This is a genomic window from Bacillus sp. SIMBA_074 (assembly GCF_046534555.1).
Classification (GTDB): domain Bacteria; phylum Bacillota; class Bacilli; order Bacillales; family Bacillaceae_G; genus Bacillus_A; species Bacillus_A mycoides.
In genome coordinates this window covers 1-238 of sequence record NZ_JAWRYM010001183.1, presented here as the reverse complement: position 1 = coordinate 238, position 238 = coordinate 1, and the positions used below count along the sequence as shown (strand labels likewise).

The window sequence follows — 238 nt, the reverse complement described above, 5'->3', positions numbered from 1 at the left end:
CCCTGTTCCACATCGACAGAAGGGGCACGAACAGTGCACGCAACCATCTCCACCGTGGGCGCACGCCCGCGTACTCTCCGCTGGCGGGTCGTCGACATCGTCGTCGCCAGCGTCGTCGCCGTCGCGAGCGGCGTCGTCTTCTGGGTCTGGGGGGTCGTCCAGAATCCGATCTCCGGTCCGGCCGGCGCTCTGCTGCCCGGGTTCCAGGGAATCCTGAACGGCCCGTGGCTGTTCGCCG

1 protein-coding gene is annotated in these 238 nt (G+C 68.9%); it reads left to right on the top strand.

The genetic code is table 11. From position 1 onward, the window contains the following. Nucleotides 1-33 precede the first annotated feature (33 nt). Nucleotides 34-238: ECF transporter S component (locus tag SB773_RS34465; RefSeq protein ID WP_410595025.1), on the top strand; the 205-nt coding region annotated here is incomplete at its 3' end.